Source organism: Dactylosporangium sp. CA-152071 (assembly GCF_050936335.1).
Lineage (GTDB): Bacteria > Actinomycetota > Actinomycetes > Mycobacteriales > Micromonosporaceae > Dactylosporangium > Dactylosporangium maewongense.
Genome location: NZ_JBNJMZ010000002.1, coordinates 1,306,841 through 1,327,124 on the forward strand (window position 1 = coordinate 1,306,841; position 20,284 = coordinate 1,327,124).

The window sequence follows — 20,284 nt, forward strand, 5'->3', positions numbered from 1 at the left end:
TCACCCTCGTCGCCGGTTGAACGGGGCACCCAGCATCGCGCGGATCTCCTCCTCCCGCTGGCCACGGGTCTTCGGGAAGCCCTGCGCGTCGGGGCGGCGCTGCCACGGGTGCGGGCCGCCCGGCGGGCGGTACTCGACGCCGAGCGCGTCGAGCCGGTCGAGGTGCCGCGCCAGCCTGGAGGTGAAGCCCTCGGCCGGGCCGGACCACATCACCTCGGCGAAGGCGGCCAGCCGCGGGAACGTCGCGTAGTCAACCGCGCGGGCGGACGGGAGGTGCTCGGTCCACACGTTGCACTGGGCGCCGAGCACCAGCCCCGCCTCGGCCAGGGTGAGGCCCGGCGGGACCGGGTCGAAGGTGTATACGTCGGCGACGGACAGCCGCGTGCCGACGGGGATCGGTTCGTCGGGCGCGTCGGACTGGCGGTAGTCGAGGTAGGTCCACATGTCTGGGCAGGAGACGACGTGGTGGCCTGCGCGGACCGCGCGGACAGCCGCTTCCGGGCCGCGCCACGCAGCGATCAGTGCACCGCCGGGGGCGCCACCTTCGAGGATCTCGTCCCACCCGTGCACCGTCCGGCCGTGGCCGGCGATGTGGCCGGCGACCTGGCCGACGAACCACGCCTGCAGCGCCGTTTCGTCGGGCAGCCCGAGCTCCCGCATCCGGTCCTGGGCTGCGGGGCTCGCCTTCCACTCGTCCTTGGGGCACTCGTCGCCGCCGATGCCGATGTACCGCCCGGGGAAGATCGCGCACAGCTCGTCGATCACGGCACGGCAGAAGTCGAGGGCGGCGTCGGACACGTTGAGCACGTGCGGTGAGATGCCCCAGCCGGTCCGCACGTCCACGTCGGCGAGGCCGTTGCCGAGCTGCGGGTATGCGGCCACGGCCGCCTGCATGTGGCCCGGCAGGTCGACCTCCGGCACGACCGTGATGTGCCGGTCGGCGGCGTAGGCGACGATCTCGCGCAGGTCGTCGGCGGTGTAGTAGCCGCCATGCGGGCGGTCGTCGACGACGCCGTGCTGCCGCGACCCGCACATCGTGCCATGCCGCCACGTCGCGATCTCGACGAGGCGCGGGTAACCGGGAATTGGCAGGCGCCACCCCTGGTCGTCGGTGAGATGCAGATGCAGCACGTTCAGCTTGTGTACCGACAGCAGGTCGACGAACCGCAGCACGTCGGCTTTCGGCATGAAGTGCCGGGCGACGTCGAGCATGCACCCGCGCCACGGCCACCGCGGCGCATCGTCGACGGTCACGGCGGGCAGCAGCCAGTCGACCCCGGTGACCGGCGCCCGGCGGTACACCTCGGGCGGCAGGACCTGCAGAAGGCTCTGCAGACCATGGAAGACCCCCGCGGGCGTGCCGCCGGTGAGGTCGACGCCGTCCGCGGTGATGCGTAGGCGATAGCCCTCGTCGGGCAGCGAACGGTCGACGGACAACCGGATGTCGTCGCCGGGCGGCAGGAAGCAGCCGGTGGCCGGGCCGAGCGTGGCGCGCAGCCAGGCCGCGGCCCGCTCGAGCCCGGGGGCGGCGGACAGGGTCGTCGCGGGGGTGAGGCGAAACCCGCCGCGGTCGGGTTCCACTGTGGACGGACGGGGGATCATCCTTTCACCGCCCCGCCGAGACCGGCCACGAGACGGCGCCGGACCAGCAGGAAGAACAGCAGCACCGGCACGGTCATCAGCACGGACGCGGCCATGATGCCGCCCCAGTCGTTCTCGTCGGGTTTGAAGAACACCAGCAGCGCCATCGGCAGCGTCTGGTTCTCGGTGGCGCTGATGATGAAGGTCCGGGCGAACAGGAAGTCGTTCCACGCGGTGATGAACGAGAACACGCTCGTCGCCGCGAGACCCGGCGCGACCAGCGGGAACAGGATCCGCCACAGGACGGTGAAGCGGCTGGCGCCGTCGATGACGGCGGCCTCCTCGAGCTCGTCGGGGACGGCGGCGACGAACCCGCGCAGCATCCAGATCGCGAACGGCAGCGTGAACGCGGTGTGCACCAGCACCAGCGAGCCGAGCGTGTTGAGCCCGACCCCCGGCACGACGGTGCCGACGTCACGGACGAGGAAGAACAGCGGGATGGTCAGCGCCTCGATCGGCACCATCTGCGCGATGAGGAACATGACCAGGATCGTCGTGCGGAACTTGAAGTGGTACTTGGTGAGCACCACTGCGGCGAGGAACGCGACGAGCGCCGACAGGGCGACCACGACGAGGGCGACGACGAGGCTGTTGAGGAAGTACCGGCCGAAGCTCTCGACGCCGAGGACGCGGCGGAAACTGTCCAGCGACGGCGCGAGCGTCCACGGCCGCTGGTGCAGCGACTGGATCTCGCCGGGCGGTTTGACCGCCGACAGCAGCATCCAGTAGATCGGGAAGATCGTGACAAGGGCGACGAGGACCGCGATCCCGTTGAGGAGGTGCTTTCTCACAGCGGTTCTCCGCTCCTGCGCAGCGCCCGCAGGTACGCGAGCGTCACCGCGAGCAGGATGACCATCATGACCACGCCGATGGCCGAGCCGAGGCCGTATTCGGACGCGGCGAACGCCTGCTGGTAGGCGTAGACGTTGAGGGTGAGGTTCTGCCCGGCGATCCCGCCACCGCCGGTCATCACGTAGATCTGGGTGAACACCTTGAAGTCCCAGATGATCGACTGGATGACGACGATGGTGAGCAGCGGCCGCAGGATCGGCACGATGATCCGCCAGAACTGCTGCCAGGCGCCGGCGCCGTCGAGCTGGGCCGCCTCGAGGGTCGCGTCGGGGATGGCCTTGATCCCGGCGTACAGGGTGACCATGACGAACGGGAACGAGTGCCACACGACGACGGCGCCGATGAGGCCGAAGGCGCTGTAGCGGTCGTACATCCAGTTGTGACCGTCGAGTCCGAGGACCTGGTTGACGAGGCCGAGGTTGGCGTCGAAGAGGAACATCCACACGGTGGACCCGGTGACCGCGGGCGCGGCCCACGCCGAGAGCGCCGCGACCGACAGCAGCGTCCGCGGCCACCGCCCGACCCGGGTCAGCAGCACCGCGAGCGCGGCGCCGACGGCGAGGGTCGCCACGACGCAGGCGGCCGCGAAGCCGATGGTGGCGAGCAGCACCGACCAGAACCGTTCGGCGCCGAACAGTTCCGCGTAGTTGCCGGCGCCGACGAAGCGGGTCGGCTGCCCGCCGCTCACCTGCGCCTGCCGGAAGTCCAGCACCGACAGCAGGCCGAGCTGGTAGATCGGGTAGGCGAACAGCGGGATCAGCACCGCGGCGGCCGGGACCAGCATCCACCACGGGGTGCGCCGCGCGCGGCCGGACGGGCCGGTGGCCGGGCGCCCGCCGCGACCGTCCACCGACCCGCCGGGTGCGGACGAGCGGCGGGCCGGCTTGGACCGGCCCGTCTCGTCCAGCGGGATCACTGTCACTTGAAGGCCGCGTTCATCGCGGTCGCCGCCTCGTCGGTCGCCTGCTCGACCGTCGCCTTGCCGGTCACGATCTTCTCCAGCATCGTCGGTACGACCGCCTGCGCGTCGATCTTGCCCCAGCCCGGGTGCAGCGGGACGAACTTCGTGCCGGCCGCGATGGTGTCCATGAACGGCTTGAGGAACGGTTCCTTGCCGGCCAGTTCGGTGCGGGCCGAGGTGAGCGTCGGCAGGTTGCCCATCGCGGTGTACATCTGCTCCTGGTACTTCTTGCTCGCGAGCAGCTTCATGAACTCGGCCGCGAGGGTGCGCCGCTGGGTGCTCTTCATGACGCCGAGATTGTTGCCGCCGGCGAACGCGGGCGCGACCGACCCGGGCTTGGTGCCGGGCAGCGGCACGACCGCGTACTTGCCCTTCGCCGCACCGGCCTCCACGGCGGCCCGGTTGAAGTTGCCGAGGATCGCCATGCCGGCCTTGCCGCTGGCGAACAGCTCCACCGTCTTGCCGCCGGTGAGGTCGGCGCACTGCTGCGGCGGGCAGTTGTCGGCCTTGATGAGGTCGGTGTAGGCCTTCACCCCGGCCCGCGACTGGGGCGAGTTGATGGTGGCGGTGTAGCCGGTGCCGGACTTCGTGGCGAGGTCGCCGCCCGCGTCCCACACGAACGGCAGCGCGCCGAAGGTGTACTTGCCGCCGACCGCGAGGCCGAACAGCTCCGGCTTCTTGGCCCGGATCTGCTTGGCGGCGGCGACGAGCTCCGCCTGTGAGGTCGGCGGGGTGAGGCTGAGCTCGGTGAACACGTCGGTGCGGTAGTAGAGGGCGCGCACCCCGACGTACCACGGCACGCCGTAGAGCTTGCCGTCGATGGTGGCGCTGTTCTTCAGGTCGGCGCCGAGGTCCAGCCCTTCGGCGTCCTTGCCGACCTCGGCGAGGCCGCCGGCGGCGACGTATTCGGGCAGGTCGGTGTTGCCGAACTCCACCATGTCCGGCGCGCTGGCCGGGTCGTTGAAGGCGCCCTTGAACCGTTCGCTGCGGGTGTTGACCGCGATGTAGGTGACCTCGACCGTCACGTCCTTGTGCGCGGCCTTGAACTCGGCGACGGCGTCGTTGACGACCTTCTCCTTGGGCGCGCGGTTGGGCTCGTCGAACAGCCACACCCGCAGGGCGCCGGTCTGCTTGTCGGCGCCGTCGTTCTGCGCGGGGGTGGTCGACGGCGCGCAACCGGTCAGCCCGGCGACCAGACCGGCCGCGAGGAGACCGGCGAGCGCCGTTGCGCGATATCTCATGTGGGCTCCCTTGAGGGGTGGCGCTTACGGACCTGGTTCGTATATGGTTCGTTGAACTGGCCCCTAGCCTGAGACGCCGGTCACCTCCGCGTCAATAGGTCGGCGCTCAGAAATGCGTCCGCAGGACATCCGTTACCGTGCCGTCATCGTCGACGACCGGGATCGCCCGCCACTTGTCGAAGGCGGTGCACGGGTGCGAGATGCCCAGCTCCACCAGGTCACCGGGGCGCAGCAGACCGCCCGGGTCGGCGAGGAACAGGTGGTGGTCGTTGACCTTCGTGACCGTCAGCCGGCCGTCGCGCGGGATCGGCAGCCCCTCGTCGAAGGAGACGTCACGCTTGCCGGCGCCCAGGATCGCCAGCCCCGGCTCGGGTGCGGAAAGGACCTGCGCCCACAGCGTCAGCGCCGGGCGCAGCTCGCCGGCAACCCGGTTGAACGGGGTCCGTTCGCGGTAGAAGCCCTCGTCGTGGGACAGGTACGCGCCGCTGCGCAGCACCGTGGTGACCCGGTGGCCCACGGGCCACCGCGCGCCGGCGCCGAGGCGGGCCGCGACCAGGTCGAACCAGGCGCTGCCACCGGTCGCGACCAGCACCTCCGGGCCGAGCAGTCCGGCCCTGGACAGCGCGTGGACGGCCGCCCGCAGGTCGTCGAGGAAGCCGGACACACCCTCGGCGTCAGGCTGGGTGCCCTCGTAGCCGGCCACCCCGGCGAGGCGCAGCGCCGGGTCGGCCTCGACGGCGGCCGCGACCGCCAGGAGCTCGTCCTGGCTGCGGCAGCCGGTACGGCCGCCGGGGTGCCCGAGCTCCACGAGGACCGGCAGCGGCAGTCCGGCGGCGGCTCGTACACCAACCACGGAGTCGACCTGGAAGATCACCTCGAAGCCGGCCTCGCGCTCCCGCGCCAGCCACTCCAGAACGCGGCGGTCGAGCAGCTGACCGGCCACGACGACCCGGGTCGCGCCGAGGTTGCGCAGCGCGAGGACCTGGCTGGCGGTGGCCGCCGTCAGTGCCCACGCCCCGGCGGCGAGCTGCGCCCGCAGCAGCGAGGGGGCCATGTGGGTCTTGGCGTGCGGGGCGAAGGCGAGGCCGTGCGCGGCGCAGAAGTCGGCCATGGCGCGCACGTTGTGCTCCATGGCCGACTTCCGGGCCACCAGCAGCGGCCAGGTGAACGCGCCGTCGAACAACCCCGGGCGGGCCGCCAGGAAGTCGCCGGTCGGCACCGGGTCCGGCTGCCAGAATCCCTTGGTGCGCCAGTCCAGCAGTTCGCCGCTCATGAGATCTCCCGCTTGATTCTTCGGCCCGGAACCCGCAAGCTTCAACGAGCTACTTACGAACCGGCTCGTATAGCGCCGGAGCATAACGGAAGGACCCCGCCAGTGCCGGTGCCGATGGTGATCGGGCTCGTCGTGCACGCGAGCCACCGCGGCCTGTTCGAGGACGCGGCCCGCACGCTGACGGGCGTCGCCCTCGAATGGGTGGTCTACGAGCACGAGGGCCAGATCCGGGCCGGCGTCCGCGCGCTGCTGGAGCGCCGCACCGTCGACGGCCTGCTGCTCGGCCCGGTGCCCTATGCCAGATGCCGCGACGTGCTCCCCGACGGGCTGACCGTCGCCATCACCCGCTCCGCCGGACTCGACCTGGCGCTCGCCTGGTGCAGGGCGCTCATCCGCGGACTGCCGGCGACACCGGTCAGCATCGACACGTTCACCCAGGAGACCGTCGACGACGTCGCCCACGCCCTCGGCCTCAACCGCGCCGACGTCGCGTGCCTGCCGTTCGAACCCGAACAGTCCGTCGAGGAGATCGTCGAGTTCCACCGCGCGTTCCGGGCCAGGTCCGGCAGCGCGTACACGATCAGCGTCCGCACCGGCGTGATGGCTGCCCTCGACGGCGAGCTGCCCGTCCTCAGCGGCATCACCGGCCTCGCCACACTCCGCGCCGAGCTGCACGAGCTGGCGCTGCGCATCCAGTCGAAACGGGCCAGCGAGCTGCGGTTCGCCGCCGGGGTGTTCCTCATCGCCAACCACTCCCCCAACCTCGACCGGGCCCGCATCGGCCTGATGAACCTGCTGCTCAACACCCCCGAGCTCGCTGACGGCTGGATCGAGAACCGCGACCGGCGCGGCGTCGTCGTCTTCGCGCACCGGGCGCTGTTCGAGACCCTCACCGGCAACTGGGTGAGCCTGCCGGTCCTCGCCCGCGCCCAGGAGACCCTCGGCGTGCGGGTCGTCGCCGGGTTCGGGGTCGGCGCCAGCGCCCGCACATGCGTCGCCCTCGCCGAACGGGCCGCCGCCCGCGCCGAGCAGGACGGTTCGCCGGTCGCGTACCTCGTCGAGGACAGCGGCGTCGTCATCGGGCCGATGGGCAGCGCCGGAACGCCGCTCACGTTCACGTACCGCGGCCACAGCGACGGCCTCGAGAGCCTCGCCCGCGGCATCGGCCTGAGCCCGGCGACACTGTCGCGGCTCGCCGCGCTCGACCGCACCCTCAACGGCCGGCCGATATCCCCCAGCGACCTGGCCAGCTCGCTGGGCATCACCGACCCCAGCGGCCGGCGGCTCATCCGCAAGCTCGGCGAGCACAACCTCGTCACCGCCGAAGGCAGCGCCCAGGCCACCCCGAAGGGCCGCCCCACCACGCTCTACCGGCTGACGATCAACGAGGCGATGGCCACCGATGGAGAGTGACCTCCTGCTGACCGGCGGCACTCTGCTCGAACCCTCCGGCACCTTCGACGTCGCCGTCCACGGTGGACGGATCGCCGCGATCGGGCCGGACCTGCCGCGCGACGGCGCCCGCACGGTCGTCGACGCCCGCGGCCAGCTCGTCACCCCCGGCCTGATCGACCTGCACACCCACGTCCACCCCGGCGCCACCTACTGGGGCATCGACCCCGACCCCGTCGCCTGGTACTCCGGGGTGACCACATGGGTCGACGCAGGCTCGGCCGGCGCGTACACCTTGGACGGGCTGCGACAGGCGGTGCGCGGGATGACCGTGCGGGTGCCCGTGCTGCTCAACATCGCCGCCGTCGGCCTCACCGGCCGCACCGGCGAGAGCAAGGACATCAACTCATGCGACGTCGACCTCGCCATCGAGACCGTCACCGCCAACCGCGACCTCGTCGCCGGCATCAAGGTGCGCATCGACCGGGAGACCGTCGGCCGCAACGGCATCGAGCCGCTCCGCCGTGGCCTGCGGGTCGCCGACGCGTGCGGGGTGCCGCTGATGGCGCACATCGGCGCCGGCCCGCCCTCCGTCGACGACGTCCTCGACCTGCTGCGCCCCGGCGACCTCGTCACCCACTGCGCCAGTGCCATCGCTGCAGGGGATGCTGTGGTACGTCCGTCCCTTGTGGACGCCTATCGACGTGGTGTGCGGTTCGACGTCGGGCACGGCTCGGGCGGGTTCGCGTTCGACGTCCTCGAGGCGCAGCTCGCCGCGGGGCTCGTACCGTTCAGCGTCTCCTCCGACCTGCACGCACGGTCGCTGTACGGCCCGGTGTTCGACCTGCCGACGACGATGGCGAAACTCCTGGCCGCCGGCCTTCCCCTCGCCGAGGTGGTGGCCGCGGCGACGAGCCGGCCCGCCGCCGCCCTCGGCCTGCCCGGCGGGACCCTCACCGTCGGCGCGCCCGCGGACCTCGCCATTTGGGACGTCCGCGACGAGCCGTTCACCGTCGTCGACGCCCACCAGCAGCGGCGCACGTCCCCCGTCCGGCTCGTCAACGAGGCCACCTACGTCGCGGGCCGGCTGCTGCCCGCCCGGCTGCCCGCCGACCCGCCGCCCTGGGTGCCGCTGACAGCCGCCCAGCGCTCGGCGCTGTCGGCGCGCACCGACGGGCTGCGCGCGCTGCTGAACACCCCACTCGTCGGCCCTGACGACCTCGCCGAACAGTTCCCACGCCACCACTGAAAGGTTGCCACCATGCCCAAGCGGACCGTCATGACCGACCAGGCCGCACCACCCGGCGGGCCGTATTCGCACGCCGTCGCCGCCGGTGACACCATCTACCTCGCCGGGGCCATCCCGGCGCTGCCGGACGGGACGCGGGTGACCGGCCCGTTCGAGGAGCAGGCCCGGGCCGCCTTCCGGAACCTGGCCGCCGTCGCCGCCGCCTGCGGGGCGTCACTCGACCAGGCCGTGCGGGTCGGCGTGTACCTGCGGGACTTCACCGACTTCCCGGCGATGAACGCGATCTACGCCGAGTTCTTCGGCCCAGACAACCTACCGGTCCGCACGACGATCCCGGTGCCGCTCGTCGGGTTCGACATCGAGGTCGACGCGGTCCTGTACACGGGCTGAGCGCGCCTCTCATCGACGCCGCCCGGGCCACGGGCGGCCGGCAGCGCCCGCGGAAGGCTGCGAGCAGCTCCCGCTGCAGAACGTCGGTCGGGCCGACGTCCCGAGAAGGCTGTCATGACCAGCGGCGGCGCCGGCTTCCCACGGCGAGGAGGACGGTGCCGCCGGCGGTGGCAGCGAGGCCGGTCGCCAACATCAGCGCGATCGCCGGGCCGGTGATCGGCAGGCTGCCGTCGACGGTCGGTGCCACGGTGATGGCGAGCGCCATCGCGCGGGGCGAGCCGTCCGGGGCGACGCCCTGGGCGACCGCGGTGTGGCCACCGGCGGGCAGGCCGGGCGGGATGGTGACCAGTTTGGTGAAGTCGCCCTTCTCGTCGGTCAGCGCGGTGCCCAGAACGATCGGATCGGAGTACATCGTGATGATCGCGGTGGAGTGCGGCGCGAACCCGGTGCCGATGAACGTGATCTGCTCGCCAGGGGCCGCGCGGCTGATGTCGCCCTGGTCAGTCGTGAGTCGCAGGTCGGTCTGCGGCGGCGTGGCCGGCGGCTGCGGTGCTTGCGGCGTCGCCTCCTGCGAGGCGTCGCTCGGTGCGGAGTTGCCGGCGGCGGAGTTCGCCACGACGGTCACCGTGTATGTGGTGCCGGCTGCGGCGCCGAGGACGCAGGTGAGCTCGCTCTTGGTGCTGCAGGTCGCAGGGCCCGGGCTGGCGGTGGCGGTGTAGCCGGTCACCGGCGATCCGTTGGCCTTCGACGCCTGCCAGGTGACCGTGATCGAAGAGGTACCGGCGACGATCTTCACCTCCGACGGGGCGTCCGGCGGCAGGGCCTGGGCGAGGACCGTCAGCGTCGCCGCGCTGCTGGTCACCGATCCGACGCTGTTGGTGAACACGGCCCGGTACTGCAAACCGGTGAGGTTCATCGCCGCTGTGAGCGACACCGACATGCCGGTCTTGCCGGGAAGGTCGGTCCACGTGCCGCCGCTGTCGACGGACTGCCACTGCACCGCCGGCGTCGGTCGCCCGGACGCCGTCGCGGTGAACGTCACCGAGGTGCCGGCGCGCGCTGTCTGCGACTGCGGATGACCCTCGACCGCTGGGGTCGTATTGACCGTCAACGTCGCCGTCGCTGCGGTACCGCGCATCGCATTGTTCGACGGCGCCGGCCTGGCGGCATGGGAGACCACTGATGGCAACCCTGCGACCTGGCCGGTAGCGGGCGGATCGATGGAATCGCTCGGCGGGAACATCCGTACCAGAGCGAAATTCGGCGACTTCAAGCTGCACGGCGAGTGGCTGGAACCCACCTACCCGCCGGAGGTCACCGGACAGGCTCGCGGCAACAGCGGGTTCTACCTCCAGGAGCGATACGAGATTCAGGTACTGGACTCCTACGGCGACACCACACCGGCCAACAACGAGGCCGGAGCCATCTATCTCAAGCGTGCCCCCGACCGGAACATGGCCACCGCGCCCAACACGTGGCAGACGTACGACATCACGTTCCGTGCGGCGCGGTTCAGCCCGACGGGCACGAAACTCGAAGACGCCAGAGTCACCGTGGTGTGGAACGGCGTCGTCGTGCACAACAACGTCGCCATCAACAGCCCCACCGGAAACGGGCAGCCTGAAGGGTCAACGCCCGGCTCGATCGCCCTGCAGGACCACGGCGACCCGGGCGCGAACCCCCGCTTCCGCAACATCTGGATCGAACCGCTGAGCTGACAGGCACGCTGGTGTCGCCGCCGGCTTCCGTGCGGCGACACCAGTTTGTCGCGTCTTGCACAAATTCCGTTACTGGAGCATGACAGGTTGTTGACAACAAGGTTTCCAGTCAATCACGATGCTGAGAGCGCTCTCACGCCGCCACGTGAGGCCCCTGCTCGAGAAGGGCACAATCGCCGTGGAGACCGAACAGGAACGCACACCCCGCATCCCCCGCCGCCTCATGATCCTCCTCACCGCGGCCGTCACTGCGCTCGTCGGCAGCGTGGTCGTCCTGCAGCAGCCCGCACACGCCGCGTGGAACCTCGTGTGGTCCGACGAGTTCAACGGGTCCGGCGCGCCCAGCAGCGCCAACTGGAACTACAACGTCGGCAACGGCCTCAACCCCGGGCTCAACACGTTCGACGGCTGGGGCAACGGCGAGTGGGAGTGGTACCGCCCCGAGAACTGCACGCAGTCCGGCGGCAACCTCGTGATGCGCGCCAACTGGCTCACGACGCCCATGGTGGTCAACGGCCGCAACTGGTACCAGACGTCGTGCCGCATGACGACGGACACGAAGCGGTCCTTCCAGTACGGCCGCATCGAGGCCCGCATGGCGCTCCCGACCGCCACCGGCTCGTGGCCGGCATTCTGGATGCTCGGTGACGCGTGCGACGAGACGTCCACGAGCGCCTACAACCCCGCGCAGACCTACTACGACCGCCTGCCCACCAACTGGGCCAGCTGCGGCGAGGTCGACATCATGGAACACGCGAACGCGAACGCGACCGTCACGAACAACATCTTCTGGGATCTGCGCACCGGCGTGTTCCCGTGGACAGCGGGCCAGAACGCCAACTACGTCGCCAACCCCGCCGTCAACAACGCCGCGGCCTTCCACGTCTATGCGATCGAGTGGACGGCCGCACAGATCCGCTGGTACGTCGACGGTACGCAGACGCACATCATCGACACGACACCGGCGACCCTGGAAGAGTTCCGCAAGCCGTTCCACGTCATCTTCAACCTGGCGCTGGGCGGCACGTACCCCGGACAGAACCCCGTGCAGGGCCAGTTCCCGCTCACCGCATCGATCGACTACGTGCGCTACTACCAGGACGGCGGCACGACGCCGGGCGGACCCGCGACGCAGATCAACGGGCCGGGCGGCAAGTGCGTGGACGTGGCCGGAAACGACACCGGCGGCAACGGCGCGGCCGTGCAGCTGTGGACGTGCCAGGGGTCCGCTGTTTCGAAGGACCAGCAGTGGAGCTGGAACGGCCAGACCCTGCGGACGTTGGGCCGATGCCTCGACGTCACCGGCGCGGGCACGGCCAACGGCACGCAGGTGCAGCTCTGGGACTGCAACGGCAGCGGCGCACAGAACTGGGTCCAGGAAGGCAACCGGCTGCGCAACCCGAACTCCAACAGGTGCCTGGACTCCCCGTCAGGCTCGACAGCGGACGGCGCGCGACTGCAGATCTGGGACTGCAACGGATCGGCCGCACAGTACTTCGTGAAGGCCGCGTGACGGCCGGCCGAGCGGCACGCTGACGGTCAGGGCGCGGGAGCGGACAGGCTCCCGCGCCCCTTCCGCGCGCGACGGCCAGCGGGCTGCCGTGCACAGCGTCACCGTGGGCGCGGCATCACGATCCCGCTGTCGCCGTCGAGTGCGCCGGGCGCCGCATGGTCGACGGCGTCGTCCGCGCCCTGCTGGGTGGATGAGTGAGCAACGCCGCATCCGTGTGTCGGGGACCTGATCTACGGAATTGACAACGCCGTGCATCATTCCGAGGACAGCGCCGACCACGGATGGAAACCGCCATGACTCGCACCCGCAAAGCCATCATCGCCGCCTTCGCGGCCCTGCTGCTCACGCCCGCCCTCACCGCCTGCAACCTCGTCTCGGGCGGCACCTGCGACACGATCACCATGAGCATCGCCGGCAAACCAGGCGGGAAGAGCGGGGGCAGCAGCAAGAGCAAGTCGAAGAGCGGATCGAAGTCGAAAAGCGGACACGACTGCGACTGAGGGCAATTCCCCACGGCGGCTACAAGCATTCCCGGTGGCCGATCGATGACCTGGACGCCTGCAAGCCGATGCTCGCCGACGAACGTATCGAGGGAATCCTGGACACCGTGGCCCAGCACTACCAGCCGGACGCTCATCCGACGGTGTACCTGTCGTGGACGCGCCAGAGCCGGGTGGGACGGGCCTCTACAGTGCGCTCATGCGTACGAGTCGTCGCTGTGTCAAGTGTCAGTGTGCGCGCGTGTGGCACATCGACCCGGTCATGCTTCCCGAACCCGACAACCGCAACGTCGTCGACGTCCTGCCGGCCGTCACCCGGTGGGCTTCCGGATCGGCGGACGGCGGGAGCACGGACAAGCGCATCGAGACCGGGCGCTTCGAGGTGTGGATCTGCGCGGCGTGCGGGTACACCGAGTGGTACTCGCTCCAGGTCAACGACATGCTCGCCTGGCTCACCCACAATCCTCGCTCGGGCGTGCACTACTACGACGCCGACGCGCCGGCCCGGCCCGCCACGTCCGGCTGACCTCTGCGTCGGCAAACGCATCGACACTGTGTTGTGGTGCCGGCGCCCACGGGGAGCGGTTCTACGACTGGGCGGTGGCACCGATCCGGCCGCTGCGCCGACCCCGACTGCGGACATCGGCTGCTGGCGCGGCGCAGCATCGCCAATCCGAGCAAGGTCGCCTACTACGTGCGTCTCGGTCCCGCATGAGTATCCATTGCTCAGCGCGAATCCGTCCCTGAGGTTGCGCGGGCCGGTTCCGGCCGCGAGCATGGGTGCGCGGCGACATTCTGGCACCGCACCGCTGGTGTCGCACACCGCGCGTCGCCGCCGACATGCGTGGGAGCCACCGTGACTGCGACGACGCTTGCCACCACGGCGGTGCACTGGCCGCTCGTGGGCCGATCGACCGAGGTACAGCACCTGTCCGCGCTGCTCGGCGCCACCGACGAGGCGGGCGTCCTGCTCATCGGTGAGGCCGGCGTCGGCAAGTCCCGGCTGGCGCAGGAGGTTGCGCAGCGGTGTACGGACGGTGGCATGCTGGTGTCGACCCTGTCCGGCTGGGAGGCGGCCGACGGGTTGCCGCTCGCCGCGGCCGCCCCGCTGCTGCCCGCCGCGGGCGGCGACGGGCTGGCCCGCGCGTACGCCGCGGCCACCCGGGCGCTGCGGCAGCGGGCCGCGGACCGGCCGGTGCTGCTGCACATCGACGACGCCCAGCACCTCGACGCCGCGTCGACCGCCCTCGTGCAGCACCTGGCCGGCGCCGTGCCCGCCAAGCTGCTCGTGACGGCCCGGCCCGAGGCGATGGACGCCCCGGCGCTGCGTGCGCTACGGGATCGGCCGACGCTGCAGCGGGTCTCGATCGGCCCGCTGCGACCGGCGGCCGTCGACGCGCTGATCCGCGCCGCGCTCGGCGGCCCGGTCGACCGGCTCACCCTCGGCCGCCTCGCCGGCATCACCGGCGGAAACCCGCTGTTCCTGCGCCATCTCGTCGACGCCGGGCTCGCCGCGGGGCAGCTGCGCCCGGTCGACGGGCTGTGGCGCTGGCACGGCACGATCTGCTCCCACCAGGGCCTGCGCGACCTCGTCGCCGACGTCCTGCGCCGCCTCGACACGCAGGAGCGCGCCGCGCTGCGGTACGTGGCGCACGGCGAGCCGATGTGCGCCGACGCGCTGGAGACGCTGGCACCGCTGCCGGTCCTGGAAGCGCTGGAGCGGCGGCAGCTGATCCGGGTCGACCGCTCCGCCCACGGGCTGCTGGTGCGCTGCGGCCACCCGCTGTACGGCGAGCTGATGCGGGCCACCGCCACAGCCCGGGAGCGCCGGGAGGTCTACCGGCGGCTGGCCGACGCGGTCGACGGGGCCGGCATGCCCGGCCCCGGCGCGCACCTGCGGTCCGTGCTGTGGCGCCTGGCGGCCAAGGAGCGGGTGCCCGTGCCGCACATCCTGCGCGCCGCCCGTGACGCCCTGGACCGCGGCGACGCGGTCCGGGCCGAGTCCCTCGCGCGCAGCGCTGGAGCGGCCGGGGTGGAGGTGCTGGCCGGTGCGCTCGTCGCTCAGGACAAGGCGGTCGCGGCCGAGGCTCTGCTCGACGCGGAGCACGAGCACCTGCCGGCGGCCGATCGCGCCGGCGTGGCGGCGCTGCGCGCCCTCAACCTGTTCTGGGGCCTGCGCCGGCCGGAGCTGGCCGCGGCGGTCGTCGCCCGGGCCCGCCGGACCCTGCCCGCGGAGCAGCGCGACGACCCGCGGCTCGGCGTGGCCGCCCTGGCGCTGTCCGTGTTCGGTGCCGGCCACGGCGACGGGACCCTGCTCGACGGCGTCACCGGCAGCGTCGTCGGCGGCGCTGCGTCGGCGATCCGCGCGTACGCCGCGGTCTTCGCCGGCGCCCCGGCCCGGGTCGTCGCCGGGTTCCGGGACGGCGACCTGGCGGCGCCCCGAGCGTGGGCGTCGATGCGCGGCGCGGCCGCCGCCTGTCACGTCCACGCGCTCGCCATGGCCGGCGAGCTGTCCGCCGCACTGTCCACCGGGCGCGCGTACCACCGGGCGGCGCTGACCCGCGGCGCCGCGTCGGAGGTGGCGATGCTGTCGTTGGAGCTGGGGGTCTGCGAGGTGTGGGCCGGACGGCCGGCGCGTGCGCTGCCGTACCTGCGGGAGGCCCGGGCCCTCGTCGACGAGCACACCCCGTTCCCCATCCAGACGTACGTGTTCAGCGAGTACGCCGCCTGCCAGGCCGCGCTCGGCCGCGGCGCGGCGGCCGCCTCGGCGGTGCGGTACATGCGCGCGCGATTACCGTCCGGTTCGGTGCTCACCGGGCACCTCGACATGGCGGAGGCGCGGAGCCGGGCCCACGCCGGTGACGCCACCGGCGGCGCCCGGCTCGCCGCGGCGCTCGGCGAGCGGTACCTCGCCCTGAACCGGCTCACCAGCGCCGCCGACAGCCTGTACCTGGCCGGTCGGTTGCGGCCGTGTGCCTCGGTGGCCGCGGCGTTGCGGCTGGCCGCGGACCGCGCCGACAGCCCGCTGTTCGTGCTCTTCGCCGACCACGTCGAGGCGCTGGTGCAAAGCGACGCGGACCGGCTCGCCGCCGCCTGCGAAGGCCTGGCCGGGCTGGGCTACGCGGCGGTCGCGCTGGAGGCCGCGGCATCCGGCGTCCGGCTGGAGGGGACGGTGCGCGACAGCAGGTTCCGGCCGTTGCTCGCGACACTGGGGGAGCGGTGCGAGGGGTTCGTGCCGCAGTGGGCGGAGGGTGTCGCCCGGCCGGCCGCGCTGACGGGCCGGGAACGCCAGATCGCCGACCTGGCCGCCACCGGCCTGCCCAACGAGGCCATCGCCCAGCAGCTGCGGCTGTCGGTGCGGACCGTCGGCAACCACCTCTACCGCGTGTACCGCAAGCTCGGCGTAACCGGCCGTGACAGCCTCGCCCGGGTGCTGGCCGCGCCCGCGTCCCGGACGGCCATCGGATGACCACCGGCCGGGACGGGGCACGGTCCTTACGCGCTGAGTGCGGTGACTTCGGTGATGCTTGCCCAGCCGTTGCCTTCGGCGTTGTTCCACCAGGCGTACTTCACGTAGCGGGCTTGGCGGGCGGGGAACCCGGTGACTTCGGGTTGGAGTGTGGTGCCGCTGCTGCGGCCTTCCCAGGCCTTCACGTAGGTCACGTTGTCGACCGATGTGTAGATGGTGTAGTCGTTCCAGCGCAGGTTCCCGCGGTGCCACGCGACGCCGGCGCCGCAGATGGTGCGTTGGGTGCCGAGGTCGACGGTGAGGTAGGCGCCGAAGCCGTAGCCGGACCAGCGGGTGGTCAGGTTGCCGTCGACGGCGTACTGCGGTGGGTTGACGGCCTCGTAGGTGTTGGCCGACACTCCGGCCACCGGCTGCGCACGGTTGCACGTGGCCCGAGGGTCGATCTCCCGGACGCTGAGGCGGGTCACGTCGACGTCGGAGGCGAGATCCCACCGGAGCGTCGCGATCGGCCCGCCCCAGCGCACCACCTCGTCGCGGGTGCCACCGCAGCGGTTGTCCTCGTCGATCGCCCAGCCGCCCTGGTCGTCGTAGGATGCGACCGCGGTCCAGGTGTTGGTGTTGGAACGGTCCAGGTACGTCTCCATCCGCACCCCGGTGGGGGTGTTGAACATGACGGCCTTGAAGCCGACGAGCTTGCCCTGCACCGATGCTCCGGAATGCTGCCAGGAGCCGCTCGCGTAGCCGTCACCGCCGTCGTGGAACAGCTCCTTCTGCCACCGCGTGGCGCCGTCGCGGTAACGCAGGTTCGCCTTGTACGCCGTACCCCAGCAGGTCTCCGGGGTGTCGCCGTTTCCGGTGTGCCGGGCGCCGCGGGCGTACCAGGTGAACTCCTCGTCGGTGTTGGAGGTCTTGTTGAGCCGGACGTAGCCGGTGAGCTCCACGTCGCGCCAGTCGGACGCGTCGTGCTGGTACCCCACCCTGCGCAGCGTCGGCTGCGACCACACCAGGTCGTCCTCGTCGTCGTGGTCGTAGGTGGCGCTCAACACGCCCAGTCTGGTGTCCGCCTCGGTCACCTTGAAGGTGCCGTCCGGGTTGCGCTTGAGCGCCGGCCCGTCGAGCTGATCGTCGGCGGCCGGGTTGTCGTCGAGTCGCCACTCCTGCCCGCCGGCCTTCGTCGGGTACATCATGGCGACGCCGTCGACGTCGTTGCCGATCGGAGTCGCGGCCGCGGCTGCCGCGGGCCCGGCCGCCGCCGCGGTGAGCACGGTCGTGGCGGCCAGCGCCAGGACGGTCATCCCGAGCAGCGCCCGGCGCCCGGGTGCGGGTGCGCGGTCGGGTCCGGGTCTGGATCGGGGTGCGGTTGTGGGCATGGGTACGGCCTCCGTTCCGGTGGGCTACACGACGCGACACCTGCGCACCGTGCCTTCACCGTCGTCCCGGCGGCGGGTGCCGGTCATGAGCGATCCGTACTCAATCGCCGTGCCGCACTGCCGGGGACACTCCGATGACCACGGGGCCCGGGGTGTCCGCGGCCGTGGAGCGCTGGCCGCTCGTCGGCCGCGCGGACATCGCCCGGCGCGCCGTCGAACTGCTGCGGCGGTCCTCCGCCGTGGTGGTCACCGGCGAGGCGGGGCTGGGCAAGTCGCGGCTGGCCCGGGTGGTCCTCGACCGTTGCGGTACGGGCGGCGCGCTTGTCGCCCGTACCGCCGCCACCGCCTCCCCGGTCGCCCCGCCGGCCGTTGCGGCACTGCTCACGGACGCGGGCGCCGACGAGGCACCGTCGGTCGCCGCCGCGGCGCGGGCGCTGCGTGCGCTCGCCGGGGGCCGCCCGACGGTGCTCAGCGTCGACGACGCGGACCGCCTGACCCCGGCGGACGCCGCGCTCGTGCACGAACTGGCGGAGCGGACCGGCGCGGGCCTGCTGCTCACGGCGCGCCCCGACGCCGGTACCAGCCCGCCCTGGTGGCAGCGGCGACCGGTCGTGGAGCTGCCGCTGCGGCCGCTGCCGCCGCGGGCCACGGCGGCCCTGCTCACCGGCGCGCTGGGCGGCCCGGTCGACGGGATGACGGTCCGTGGCCTGTGGCGGGCGGCGCGGGGCAACCCGCTCGTGCTGCGCCGGCTGGTCGGTGTCGGGCTCACCTGCGGCCGGCTCGTCGCCGTCCGGGACGTGTGGTCCTGGCGCGGTGCGGTCGGCGATCCCCGTCGCTGGCTCGACCTGACGGCGGTGGACGCGGAGCCGTTGCCGGACGGCGGCTCTGAGGTGCTGGAGTACCTGGCGGTGGCGGGGCCGCTGCCCGAGGCGGTCCTGCGCGCGGTGGTCGCCGGTCCCGCCCTCGACGCTCTCGTCAGCGCCGGGCGGGTCGTGCGGACGACCGGCGCCGCGGGCACGGTACTGCGCCCGGCGCACCCGCTGCAGGTGGAGGGCGTCCTGCCGTCCGTCGGGTCGCTGCGCCGCCGCCGGCTCTTCCGCGACCTGGTGCGGGCCGCCGACCCGGCGGACGGCGATCGGCCGAGAGGACCGCTGCAGGCGTGGTGGCGGCTGGAGGCGGCCGAGCCCGTCCCGCCGGCCACACTGCTGGCCGCGGCCGGGGACGCGCTCGGCACCGGGCGTCCGGCGCTCGCTGCCCGGCTGGCTCGGCACGTGCCCGGCCGCGACGGCGCCCTGCTGCACGCCGAGGCGCTGGTGGCGCTGGGCCGGGCCGGTGAGGCCGAGCGGATCCTGTGCCAGCTGTGCCTCGACCGGCCCGACGATCCGCGGGCCGCGGCCACCCGCGTGCTGAACCTCTTCTGGGGACTGTCGCGCACCGACGAGGCGGCGGCCGAGGTCGAGCGGGCCCGGCAGCATGTGCCACGTCCCGACGGCTCGGTGGAGCTCACGATCGCCGCACAGGCCGTCGCGCTCTTCACCGGCGGGGCCGGGGCGCCGGTCGACGCGCGGGGCGGCGGGCCGCTGATCCGGGACGTCGCCGAGGCGCTGGGGACCTACCTGTTGACCTTCCGCGGGCAACCGGGACAGGTGTGTGCCGAGCGCGACCCGGAACCGGCGCCGGCGGTCTGGACGGCGGTACGCATGTCGACCCGGGCCTGCCAGGCGTATGCGCTGGTCCTGACCGGCCGGCTCCGCGAGGGGCTCGCGCTGGCCCGGCGGCACTACGCGGGGGCGCTGCGGCGGTCCTGCGTCGAGGAGGCCGCGGTAGCCGCGCACGCCGTCGGCGTCGCCGAGTGGTGGTCTGGCCGGCCGGCGCGGGCACTGCCGGCGCTGCGCGAGGCGTACGCGCTGGCGGACGAGCGGACGCCGTTCCCGGTACGGGTGTTCATCGCCGGGCAGTACGCGGTGTGCCTGGCCGCGCTCGGCGAGGCGGACCGGGCCGTGCGGATCCTCGCCGCGATCGACGACCGGGTGGCCCCGGGCAGCACGCTGTGCGACCGGGTTGAGCTGGACCGGGTGCTCGTCCTCGCCTACGGCGGCCGGCATGCCCACGCCGCCGACCGCGCCGACCGGCTGGCCGAGCGGTACCTCGCCGCGGGCCGGCTCACGACCGGCGTCGAGTGCGCGTACCTGCACGTCCGGCTGGCACCCGCCCGGTCCGCGGCGGCCGTCCGGCGGCTGCGGGACGCCGCTGCCCGCTGCGACAGTCCGCTGTTCGACCTGTTCGCCGAGCACGCCGAGGCGTTGCTGCGCGGCCGGGCGGCGCCGCTGCTGCGGGTGGCGGACCGGTTCGACGCGCTCGGGTATCACGGCTTCGCCCTCGAGGCCGCCGCCGCGGCCGCCCACGGCCCGGCCGCGCCGGCGGCGGCGAATCGGGCGCGGCAGCGGGCGGCCGAGCGCTGCGCCGGCCACGCGCCGCCGTGGTTGCCGTCCCCCACCGCCTCCGCCCGGCTGACCGCCCGGGAGCGGGAGGTGTGCGAGCTCGCCGCCGCGGGGCTGCGCAACGGCGAGATCGCGCAGCGGCTCGGCATCTCGGTGCGTACCGTGGGCAACCTGCTGCAGCTGTCCTACACGAAGCTGGCGATCGGCAGTCGCCGGCACCTCGCCGAGCGGCTCGCGCTCGCCCCGCTGGCAGCCGGCGGCGGGTGAGGCCCGC

At 72.7% G+C, this 20,284-nt stretch carries 16 protein-coding genes; 9 read left to right on the plus strand and 7 right to left on the minus strand.

The genetic code is table 11. From position 1 onward, the window contains the following. The 5 genes from ACQEVZ_RS46005 to ACQEVZ_RS46025 all read right to left on the minus strand — a co-directional run bounded on the left by ACQEVZ_RS46005 (position 1) and on the right by ACQEVZ_RS46025 (position 5,968). Positions 1-1,602, minus strand: coding sequence for a beta-N-acetylhexosaminidase (locus ACQEVZ_RS46005; RefSeq protein WP_433380145.1), 1,602 nt, complete (start codon positions 1,600-1,602; stop codon positions 1-3). Continuing rightward, complete coding sequence (locus ACQEVZ_RS46010; RefSeq protein ID WP_433380148.1) at positions 1,599-2,432, minus strand: carbohydrate ABC transporter permease; 834 nt, start codon at positions 2,430-2,432, stop codon at positions 1,599-1,601. Before ACQEVZ_RS46010 ends, ACQEVZ_RS46005 begins: the two co-directional genes overlap by 4 nt. After that, positions 2,429-3,415: a carbohydrate ABC transporter permease gene (locus tag ACQEVZ_RS46015; RefSeq protein WP_344515550.1), complete on the minus strand. Its 987-nt coding sequence runs from the start codon at positions 3,413-3,415 to the stop codon at positions 2,429-2,431. The genes ACQEVZ_RS46010 and ACQEVZ_RS46015 overlap by 4 nt, the downstream gene beginning before the upstream one ends. Continuing rightward, complete coding sequence (locus ACQEVZ_RS46020; protein WP_433380151.1) at positions 3,412-4,695, minus strand: extracellular solute-binding protein; 1,284 nt, start codon at positions 4,693-4,695, stop codon at positions 3,412-3,414. Before ACQEVZ_RS46020 ends, ACQEVZ_RS46015 begins: the two co-directional genes overlap by 4 nt. A 106-nt stretch (positions 4,696-4,801) precedes the next feature. Further along, complete coding sequence (locus tag ACQEVZ_RS46025; protein ID WP_433380154.1) at positions 4,802-5,968, minus strand: alanine racemase; 1,167 nt, start codon at positions 5,966-5,968, stop codon at positions 4,802-4,804. A 102-nt stretch (positions 5,969-6,070) separates the two neighbouring features. Between ACQEVZ_RS46025 and ACQEVZ_RS46030 the strand changes: the two genes are divergently transcribed. The 3 genes from ACQEVZ_RS46030 to ACQEVZ_RS46040 are packed head-to-tail and all read left to right on the plus strand — an operon-like array spanning position 6,071 to position 8,999. Beyond that, on the plus strand, positions 6,071-7,381 hold the full coding sequence (locus ACQEVZ_RS46030) for a transcriptional regulator (RefSeq protein WP_354896807.1): 1,311 nt from the start codon (positions 6,071-6,073) through the stop codon (positions 7,379-7,381). After that, positions 7,371-8,609 carry an amidohydrolase family protein gene (locus tag ACQEVZ_RS46035; protein ID WP_433380157.1) on the plus strand — a complete coding sequence of 413 codons (1,239 nt, stop codon included), beginning with the start codon at positions 7,371-7,373 and terminating at the stop codon, positions 8,607-8,609. Before ACQEVZ_RS46030 ends, ACQEVZ_RS46035 begins: the two co-directional genes overlap by 11 nt. Positions 8,610-8,621: 12 nt before the next feature. After that, complete coding sequence (locus ACQEVZ_RS46040) at positions 8,622-8,999, plus strand: RidA family protein (protein WP_433380160.1); 378 nt, start codon at positions 8,622-8,624, stop codon at positions 8,997-8,999. A 112-nt stretch (positions 9,000-9,111) separates the two neighbouring features. Here ACQEVZ_RS46040 and ACQEVZ_RS46045 read toward each other — a convergent pair whose 3' ends face one another. Beyond that, entirely contained in the window at positions 9,112-10,110 is a 999-nt protein-coding gene (locus ACQEVZ_RS46045) for an Ig and FN3 domain-containing protein (protein WP_433380163.1), read from the minus strand. Between ACQEVZ_RS46045 and ACQEVZ_RS46050 the strand changes: the two genes are divergently transcribed. From ACQEVZ_RS46050 to ACQEVZ_RS46070, 5 genes are all read left to right on the plus strand, one after another. After that, entirely contained in the window at positions 10,100-10,717 is a 618-nt protein-coding gene (locus ACQEVZ_RS46050; RefSeq protein WP_433380166.1) for a 3-keto-disaccharide hydrolase, read from the plus strand. The genes ACQEVZ_RS46045 and ACQEVZ_RS46050 overlap by 11 nt on opposite strands. Before the next feature lie 178 nt (positions 10,718-10,895). Further along, positions 10,896-12,230 (plus strand): ricin-type beta-trefoil lectin domain protein, encoded by a 1,335-nt coding sequence (locus ACQEVZ_RS46055; RefSeq protein WP_433380169.1) that lies wholly within the window; start codon positions 10,896-10,898, stop codon positions 12,228-12,230. 293 nt (positions 12,231-12,523) lie between these two features. Beyond that, complete coding sequence (locus tag ACQEVZ_RS46060; RefSeq protein ID WP_344510133.1) at positions 12,524-12,730, plus strand: hypothetical protein; 207 nt, start codon at positions 12,524-12,526, stop codon at positions 12,728-12,730. A gap of 241 nt (positions 12,731-12,971) precedes the next feature. Further along, complete coding sequence (locus ACQEVZ_RS46065) at positions 12,972-13,256, plus strand: hypothetical protein (protein ID WP_433380172.1); 285 nt, start codon at positions 12,972-12,974, stop codon at positions 13,254-13,256. A gap of 330 nt (positions 13,257-13,586) precedes the next feature. Then, positions 13,587-16,199, plus strand: coding sequence for a LuxR C-terminal-related transcriptional regulator (locus ACQEVZ_RS46070; RefSeq protein ID WP_433380175.1), 2,613 nt, complete (start codon positions 13,587-13,589; stop codon positions 16,197-16,199). Positions 16,200-16,225: 26 nt separating this feature from the next. Here the strand turns inward: ACQEVZ_RS46070 and ACQEVZ_RS46075 are convergent, their stop codons facing one another. After that, on the minus strand, positions 16,226-17,494 hold the full coding sequence (locus tag ACQEVZ_RS46075; protein ID WP_344510127.1) for a discoidin domain-containing protein: 1,269 nt from the start codon (positions 17,492-17,494) through the stop codon (positions 16,226-16,228). A gap of 209 nt (positions 17,495-17,703) precedes the next feature. On the opposite strand from ACQEVZ_RS46075, the gene ACQEVZ_RS46080 reads away from it, so the two are divergent. Next, a complete protein-coding gene (locus tag ACQEVZ_RS46080) occupies positions 17,704-20,277 on the plus strand; it encodes a LuxR C-terminal-related transcriptional regulator (protein ID WP_433380179.1) in 2,574 nt (857 codons plus the stop codon). Positions 20,278-20,284 lie beyond the last annotated feature (7 nt).

Excerpts from the sequence above, each read along its gene's own strand:
- ACQEVZ_RS46035 (WP_433380157.1), top strand. The coding sequence starts at position 7,371 with ATGGAGAGTGACCTCCTGCTGACCGGCGGCACTCTGCTCGAACCCTCC.
- ACQEVZ_RS46020 (WP_433380151.1), bottom strand. The coding sequence starts at position 4,695 with ATGAGATATCGCGCAACGGCGCTCGCCGGTCTCCTCGCGGCCGGTCTG.
- ACQEVZ_RS46040 (WP_433380160.1), top strand. The coding sequence starts at position 8,622 with ATGCCCAAGCGGACCGTCATGACCGACCAGGCCGCACCACCCGGCGGG.
- ACQEVZ_RS46005 (WP_433380145.1), bottom strand. The coding sequence starts at position 1,602 with ATGATCCCCCGTCCGTCCACAGTGGAACCCGACCGCGGCGGGTTTCGC.
- ACQEVZ_RS46025 (WP_433380154.1), bottom strand. The coding sequence starts at position 5,968 with ATGAGCGGCGAACTGCTGGACTGGCGCACCAAGGGATTCTGGCAGCCG.
- ACQEVZ_RS46075 (WP_344510127.1), bottom strand. The coding sequence starts at position 17,494 with ATGACCGTCCTGGCGCTGGCCGCCACGACCGTGCTCACCGCGGCGGCG.
- ACQEVZ_RS46060 (WP_344510133.1), top strand. The coding sequence starts at position 12,524 with ATGACTCGCACCCGCAAAGCCATCATCGCCGCCTTCGCGGCCCTGCTG.
- ACQEVZ_RS46080 (WP_433380179.1), top strand. The coding sequence starts at position 17,704 with ATGACCACGGGGCCCGGGGTGTCCGCGGCCGTGGAGCGCTGGCCGCTC.